Consider the following 8161-nt stretch of genomic DNA (forward strand, 5'->3'; position numbering starts at 1 on the left):
AGCCGGCCAGCCGCGCGGCGCCCGGCACCGTACGGCCCGGCCCGGCGATCGTGGCGATCGCCCGCCTGCCCCGTTCGTACAGGTGGTTCACCGCGGTGCGGGCGCCGCCGGCGTTGTCGGAGATGACGTGGGTCGCCCGGGGCCCCGTGACCGGGCGGTCCAGTGAGACGCAGGGCACGCCGCTCTCCGCGAGCCGGAGCAGGGCGGGGTCCTGCGTGCCGTTGTCGATGAAGACCACGCCGTCGAGATTGTGTCTTCTCACGGCACGGTCGTGGCTTCCCTCGCCGTCGCTCGTGGCGAGCATGAGAAGGTGATATCCCCGTTCGCTCAGCGCTGTTTTCAGGCCGATGAGGATTTCCTGGAGAAAAGGGTGCCGCCATCCGGGGCGCCGGTGGTGCGTGTCCCAGACGAGGCCGATCATGTAGGACTTCTTTGTGGCAAGGGTCCGGGCGGACTCGTTCGGCAGGTAGCCGATGCGCGCCGCGACGCTGAGGACGTTCTGGCGGGTGTCGGGGTTCACCACCTCGGGGTTGTTGAAGACTCGGGAGACTGTCGCCACCGACACGCCGCACTGACGTGCCAGCTCTCTGATCGTTGCCACGACCGCACACTATTGCATCTCTGCATGTAACCGGTTTCATGTAACCGGTTACACGGGACCGTAGCCCTCCGTCCCCCTCGCGTCAAGGCCCCACCTCCGCCACCGCGGGGAGAAGGGCGGATCTCCGCGCCGTTGAATGGCCATAACCCCGCGTTGCGCATTCGTTACTTGACAGGGGCGGCCTTTTGTCTGTGAAATCTCGTCCGTCGCGTGTTGCCCGCGGCCGCGCATCTTCGCATCTCTGGGACATTTTTAGCTTCTGTTGCGAAAAGGAGTCGCAATGTCCTCGAGCAGGAGACGGTCTATCCGCCGCAAGGCGGATCGGTTGTTGCGGCGGCCGAGTGGCGGATCAGGTAGGACGGTTCCGCCGCTCGATGTGCCGATGCAGGACGCTGACCGGTGCGCCGCTCACGCTCCCGACGAAGTAGGAGCCCGGCCGCGGCTTGGTCGCCCGGTAGGAGCAGCATCTTCCGGTTCTGCTGTTTCCGTGACGAATGTTAAACGGATGGTAATGTCTGCGGGGTGCAGCTCCGCTATACCTACCGGATCGACCCGTTCCCCGCCCAGCGCGCCGCGCTGGCACGGGCGTTCGGGTGCGCCCGGACGGTGTTCAACGACGGGCTGCGAGCACGTCGGGAAGCTCACGCGAATGGCCTGCCGTACATCGGGGACGCCGAGCTGTCGCGGCGGGTCATCACCGCAGCGAAGAAGACGTCGGAGCGAGCCTGGCTGGGGGAGGTGTCGGCGGTGGTGCTGCAGCAGGCGCTCGCCGACCTGAACACCGCCTACCGCAACTTCTTCGCCTCGCTGTCCGGGCAGCGCAAGGGGCCGAAGGCCGGCGCGCCGCGGTTCCGCTCCCGCAAGGACGCTCGACAGGCAATCCGGTTCACCAAGAACGCCAAGTTCACGGTCACGGCGGGCGGGAGGCTGCGCCTGCCGAAGATCGGGGACATCCCGGTGCGATGGTCACGGGACCTGCCGTCCGAACCGTCGTCGGTCACAGTGGTCAAGGACGCGGCCGGGCGGTACTTCGCCTCCTTCGTCGTGGAGGCCAAGGAGGATCCGCTACCCGAGGTGACCGGCGAGGTCGGGATCGACCTGGGACTACGGAACTTCGCGGTGCTGTCGGATGGCCGCACGATCGACAACCCGCGGTTCCTGCGGCAGGCGGAGCAGAAGTTCACGAAGCTCCAACGCGCCCTGTCTCGCAAGGAGAAGGGAAGCAGAAACCGGGCCAAGGCCCGGGCGAAGGTCGCCCGTCAGCACGCGAAGATCACCGACGCGCGCCGCGAGTTCTGCCACCAGCTGTCCACGATGCTCGTTCGCGAGAACCAAGTGATCTGCATCGAGGACCTGGCGGTGGCGGGGCTGGCACGCACCCGGCTGGCCAAGAGCGTGCACGATGCGGGCTGGTCGCAGTTCACCGGCATGCTGGAGTACAAGGCGAAACGCTACGGGCGGACGTTCATCCGGATCGGCCGCTGGTTCCCGTCGTCGAAGCTGTGCTCGGCTTGCGGGGCGCGGCAGGAGGCAATGCCGCTGCACGTGCGGGAGTGGGAGTGCGCGTGCGGGGCGGTGCATGACCGGGACGTCAACGCCGCGAAGAACCTGTTGGCCGCCGGGAGGCGGCTGGTCGCCGCTGGACGGAAACCCGTGCCTGGGATGGGCGGGAAGCGGAGACCGAAAACGCCTGCGGAGACCGGTAAGACCCTCAAGCCCGCGCATGAGCGGGGGCGGCGGGGCACGGTCGGTGAAACAGGAAGCCACCGAAGTACCGCATGACATGCACGCGGCACAGACGGAATCCTCGGGCTTCGACCCGGGGAGCGCGTCAAACGACCGACTTCGCACTCGTGCTGACCGGCACCGTGATCGCGACCATCCCCATGCTGGTCGTGTTCGCGCTGCTCGGCAGACAGATCATCGGAGGAATCATGTCTGGAGCGATCAAGGGATGACGGCCATCGAAGAGCGAGCCCGGCAGCGCCGGCTCTTCCCGCCGGGATTCGTCTGGGGGGTCGCCACCTCGTCGTACCAGATCGAGGGGGCGGTCGACGCCGACGGGCGCGGCCCGTCGATCTGGGACGCCTTCTCCCGGGTGCCGGGCGCGGTGGCGGCGGGGGAGTCGGGCGACCCCGCCTGCGACCACTACCACCGCTGGCCGGAGGACGTGGAGCTGATGGCCGGCCTCGGCGTCGGCGCCTACCGGCTCTCGGTGGCCTGGCCGCGCGTCTTCCCCGACGGGGGCGGCCGGGTCAACCAGCGGGGACTGGACTTCTACCGCCGCCTGGTCGACGGGCTGAACGAGCGCGGCATCACCCCGTTCGTCACCCTCTACCACTGGGACCTGCCGCAGGCGCTGGAGGAGCGCGGCGGCTGGCGGGTCCGCGAGACCGCCGAGCGCTTCGCCGAGTACGCCGAGACCGTGCACGGGGCGCTCGACGGCGTGCCGTACTGGATCACGCTGAACGAGCCCTACTGCTCGTCGATCACCGGGTACGCCGAGGGCCGCCACGCGCCCGGCGCCCAGGAGGGGCACGGCGCGCTGGCCGCCGCGCACCACCTGCTGGTCGGGCACGGCCTGGCGGTCGCCCGGATGCGGGGCAGCGCCCGCCCCGGCGAGCAGATCGGCGTGACCCTCAACATGTCCCCGGCGGTGCCCGCGAGCCCGTCGGACGAGGACGCCGCCGCCGCGCGCCGCATGGACCTGATGGTCAACCGGCAGTTCACCGAGCCGCTGCTGGGCGCCGCCTACCCCGGCGACATGGCGAAGGTCTACGGGGAGATCAGCGACTTCTCGTTCCGCCGCGACGGCGACCTGACGCTCATCTCGGCGCCGCTGGACTTCCTCGGGGTGAACTACTACTACCCGATCCACGCCGCGACGCGCCGTACCGGCAGCCCGACCCGGCGCTGCGCTCGGCCTTCGACATCGGCGTGCGCACGGTGGCGCCGGACGGGCCGCCGGTCAGCGGGCTCGGCTGGCGCATCGAGCCGCGCGGCCTGCACGACACCCTCACCGGCCTGGCCACCCGCTACCCCGGGCTGCCGCCGGTCTTCATCACCGAGAACGGCTACGGCGACGCCGGCGAGCTCGACGACACCGGCCGCGTCGCCTACCTGCGCGACCACCTGGCCGCCACCGCGGCGGCCATCGACGCGGGGGTGGACGTGCGCGGCTACTTCTGCTGGTCGCTGCTGGACAACTTCGAGTGGGCCCGGGGCTACGCCGCCCGCTTCGGCCTCGTCCACGTCGACTACGCCACCCAGGCGCGCACGCCCAAGGCCAGCTACCACTGGTACCGCGAGGCCATCGCCGAGCAGCTGTGAGCTCCCGCCCCCCGCGCCCGCAGCGGCGCGGGGGACCAAGGGGCCGGGAGACCTCGTCTCAGGCGTCGTCGTCTCCCGCGAGCCTGCGGTAGGCGGGCCGCAGGAGGTCCAGGATCGGGATGTGCCGCGCCTTGACCGGCGGCGCGTCGAGGATGCGCAGCAGCAGGTCGGGCGGGGTGTCGGGCAGCTGCGCGTGCTCGCGCAGGCGGGCCGGGGAGACGCCCGGCTGGTAGAAGTCCGCCAGCCGCTCGGCGAACGGCACGTCGGCCACGTCGAACAGCCCCGGCCGGGCCGCGAGCCCGCCGCCGCCCGCCTCGCGGAGGGATCGGAGCAGGGCGTCCCGTTCCATCCCCCGCCAGGCCAGCACCAGGAACGGGTCGTCGTCGAACGCCTCGGCCAGCACGTACAGCACCGCCGACAGGTGCTTGCACGGGAAACCCCAGTCGGGGCACGAGCACTCCAGTTCCAGGTCGTGCTCGCCGGGGAAGAGCGGCAGACCGCACTCGTGGAAGACGTCCTCGATCTCCGGCGGCATCTCCCCGGCGAGCAGCTTCGCCCGGTAGAGCGCCTGCGCGGCGAGCGCCCCGGTGAGCCTCCGCCACTCGTCCGCGGGGTAGGCCGTGATCCCGATTCCGATCCGGTAGGGGGTGCGCCTGGAACCCTGGACCCGGGCGGTGACCAGCCCGGGGGCGAGCTCCAGGTCGAGGACCTGGCCGGACCGCGCGTACGTGCGCCCCCGGCTGAGCCTGCCGCGGTCGCAGATCCGCTCGAGGATGTCGACGAACCGGCGCGACCACCACTGCTCGCCGATCGATCCCCGGCGGTTGCGCGCCCGCAGGCCGCCCTCGATCCGGACCGGCCGGGCGGGCCCGGACGGCTTGCGCCCCCTCACGCGACGGCCTCGGGGCCGAGCCGGAACAGCTCGCGCAGCCGGTCGGTGGACAGGCCGGTGATCCAGTCCTCGCCGGTGCCGACGACGCTCTCGGCGAGCGCCTTCTTCCGTTCGATCATCTCGTCGATCCGCTCCTCCAGGGTGCCCACGCAGATGAACTTCCTGACCTGGACGTTCCGGGTCTGGCCGATCCGGAAGGCCCGGTCGGTCGCCTGGTCCTCCACGGCGGGATTCCACCACCGGTCCACGTGGACCACGTGGTTGGCGGCGGTCAGGTTGAGCCCGGTGCCCGCGGCCTTGAGCGAGAGCAGGAACAGCATCGGCTCGTCGTCGTGCTGGAACCGCTCGACCAGCGCGTCGCGCTGCCTCTTCGGCAGCCCGCCGTGCAGCCAGAGCACCGGCCGGTCCAGGTGCGCCGAGAGGTACGGCTGGAGCAGCGCGCCGAACTCGGTGTACTGGGTGAACACCAGCGCCTTGTCCCCCTCGCTGACGATCTCCTCGGCCAGCTCCTCCAGCCGGGCCAGCTTCCCCGACCGGCCGGGCAGCCGCGACCCGTCCTTGAGCAGGTGGGCCGGGTGGTTGCAGACCTGCTTGAGCTTCGTCATGGCGGCGAGCACGTTGCCGCGCCGCTCGATGCCCTCGCTGTCGCCGATCTTCGACATCATGTCCTCGACCACGGCCTGGTAGAGCGTGGCCTGCTCGGGGGTGAGGTTGCACCAGACCTTCACCTCCATCTTGTCCGGCAGATCGGAGATGATCGTCTTGTCGGTCTTGAGGCGCCGCAGCACGAACGGCCCGGTGGCGCGCCGGAGCGCGGCCGCCGCCTGCTCGTCGCCGTGCCGCTCGATCGGCTCCTGGTAGCGCTCCCGGAACGCCTTGGCCGAACCGAGCAGGCCGGGGTTGCAGAACTCCATGATCGACCAGAGCTCCGCCAGGTGGTTCTCGACCGGCGTGCCGGTCAGCGCGAGCCTGCTCCGCGCCGGGAGGGACCGTACGGCCTGCGCCTGCCGGGCGGCGCTGTTCTTGATGGCCTGCGCCTCGTCGCAGACGACCCGCGCCCAGGCGGGACCCGCCAGGGCCTCCCGGTCCCGCAGCGCGGTGCCGTACGTGGTGAGCACGAGATCCGCCTGAGCCACCCGTTCGGCCAGCTCGTCACCGCGCAACCGGGCGGCGCCGTGGTGCAGGTAGACGTCGAGCGAGGGGGCGAACCTGGCCGCCTCCTTCTGCCAGTTGCCGAGCAGGGACATCGGGCACACCAGCAGGGTCGGGTCCGGCCGGGCGCCGTCGGCGCGCTCGTCCAGGAGCAGGGCCAGGGTCTGCGCGGTCTTGCCCAGGCCCATGTCGTCGGCGAGGACGCCGCCGAGCCCGAGGCCCGACATGAAGCCGAGCCAGGACAGCCCGCGCTCCTGGTACGGCCGGAGCACGCCGCAGAACGCGGCAGGGGTCGCGATCGGCTCCAGCCGGCGGTCCGCCTCGCCGGAGAGCAGGTCCCCCAGCAGGCCGTCGGCGTCCACCTCGACCAGCGGCACTCCGTCGTCGCCGCCCCGGACGACCTCCCGGACCACCTCGGCGACCGTCATCACGCCCGCCCGGCGGTTCTCGACGGCCTTCAGCGCGGCGTCGAGCTGCCGGTCGTCCAGCTCGACCCAGCGGCCCCGCACCCGGACCAGCGGCACCTTGAGCCTGGCCAGCTCGGCCAGCTCCGCCTCGTCGACCGTCTCGTCGCCGATGGCCAGGTCCATCCGGAAGTCCACCAGCTGATCCAGCCCGAATCCCTGGCCGGAGGCCGCTCCCGGGCCGGTCTCCTGGGAGCGGGCGGTGAGCTTGAGTCCCAGCTGCGTCCGGCCCGCCCAGGTGGGCAGTTGCACGCCGAACCCGGCGGCGGCCAGGAGCGGGGCGGTCCGGCGCAGGAACAGGAACGCGCCCGCGGTGTCCAGGACGAGTTCCGAGGGCGCGGGGGTGCGCAGCGCCTCCTCCAGCGCGGGGTAGAGCCGCGCCGCCCGGCCCAGCCCGGCGAGCAGCGCCTCGTCGGGCCGGGCGGGAAGGCCGGGGGCGGTCTCGCCCGCCCAGACGAGCGGGGCCGGCAGGTAGAGGCTCGGGTCCTGCGACGACTGGACGGCGAACTCCACCCGCCAGGACGCGCCGTCCGGCGGCTGCGCGGACCGGCCGCGGGGCCTGCCGCGGGACCCGCCGCGCCCGCGGCGTTCACCGGACTCACCGGACTCACCGTGCCCGCCGTACTCTGCGACGAGATCGGCTCGCGGGGCCGGTCCGGACGCCGGTTCGAGCCGGGAACCGGGTTCGGGTTCGGTCAGGCGGAAGCAGACCCTGACCGCCGTGTCGAGCCGGTGCGCCGACCTGAACCACTCCTGAAGCGGCAGGGCCAGACTGTCCGCCTCGGCCCGGGTCAGCACGCCGAGCACGGCGTCCTCCCCGGTGAGCGCCACCGTCCAGCGGTCCGCGACCGGACTGCGGCGCCCCGGCCGGTGGCCGCCGAGCAGCCGGTCGGGGAGCGCCCGCCGTACCGCCGCGTCGGTGAGGCCTGCCAGGGCCTCCACCAGTACGTGGGCCGAGGGCCGCTCCTCCTCGGCGGCCCGGCAGACGGGAGGCATCGCGGTGGCGAGCTCGCGGAAGCGGTCGGCGTAGGGGCCGGTCAGCACCGGCCGCCACCGCGCCGCGTGGCCCTCCTCCTCGGCGACGAGCTGGGGCAGCACCTGGCCGCGGCGGATCAGCTCGCGCGCGTACTCCACGACGACGGTGAGATAACGCAGGGACGCTCCCGGTACTGGTGGGTTGTCGGCCCCGTCCGGGGATCCGCCGGGCTCGCGCTCCTCCGCGGGGCGCCGGGTCGTCTCATCGAGGCGGTCGAGCAGATCCAGTGCCGCGCCGGGCTCGACGAGCAGGGCGGGCACCCGCCAGGAGGCGATCCTCGGCTGCCGGGCGGCGGCCTCCAGCCCGGACTCGGGGGAGGGCAGCGGGCCCCGGACCGAGCTCGGCAGGAGCAGGACGAGCTCGTCCGCGACGGCCCTGCCCCCGGCCGCCGTCGCGGCCTCCCCCCCAGTGCCGCAGGCGGGCGGCGATCTCCGCCGCCGGAGCCGCGAACGGATGCGGGCGGACCTTCGCCCGGGAGACGCCCAGAGCGGGGCGGGACGGATCCTCCGCCCAGAGCGCCAACCGGTCGCCGACCCAGACCCCGTGAATCACCAACACCGTCGCATCCTCCCCGCGTCCCCGGAAACCGTACAGTTTCCGGAGACGCCGTGACGCCGTGACGCCGTGACGCCGTCACCGCCGGCGGCGGTGACACGCCGCCGGGCGTGGTCTCCCGAACCCTCCCC

The 8161-nt window shown here is 72.3% G+C and carries 4 protein-coding genes and 1 pseudogene; 2 read left to right on the top strand and 3 right to left on the bottom strand.

Features of this window, described 5'->3' with window-relative positions; all coding sequences use genetic code 11:
• Positions 1–601: LacI family DNA-binding transcriptional regulator (locus ACWJ6R_RS25165; RefSeq protein WP_449064600.1), on the bottom strand; the 601-nt coding region annotated here is incomplete at its 3' end.
• A 522-nt stretch (positions 602–1123) separates the two neighbouring features.
• Between ACWJ6R_RS25165 and ACWJ6R_RS25170 the strand changes: the two genes are divergently transcribed.
• Entirely contained in the window at positions 1124–2383 is a 1260-nt protein-coding gene (locus ACWJ6R_RS25170) for an RNA-guided endonuclease InsQ/TnpB family protein (RefSeq protein WP_449064601.1), read from the top strand.
• Between the two features lie 172 nt (positions 2384–2555).
• Positions 2556–3931, top strand: a pseudogene (locus tag ACWJ6R_RS25175) (GH1 family beta-glucosidase).
• Positions 3932–3989: 58 nt separating this feature from the next.
• Here ACWJ6R_RS25175 and ACWJ6R_RS25180 read toward each other — a convergent pair.
• Positions 3990–4823 (bottom strand): SWIM zinc finger family protein, encoded by an 834-nt coding sequence (locus tag ACWJ6R_RS25180; protein WP_449064602.1) that lies wholly within the window; start codon positions 4821–4823, stop codon positions 3990–3992.
• Positions 4820–7735, bottom strand: a complete 2916-nt coding sequence (locus ACWJ6R_RS25185) for a DEAD/DEAH box helicase (RefSeq protein WP_449064603.1) — start codon at positions 7733–7735, stop codon at positions 4820–4822. Before ACWJ6R_RS25185 ends, ACWJ6R_RS25180 begins: the two co-directional genes overlap by 4 nt.
• Positions 7736–8161 lie beyond the last annotated feature (426 nt).

The sequence above is a fragment of the Planomonospora algeriensis genome (genome assembly GCF_977012225.1).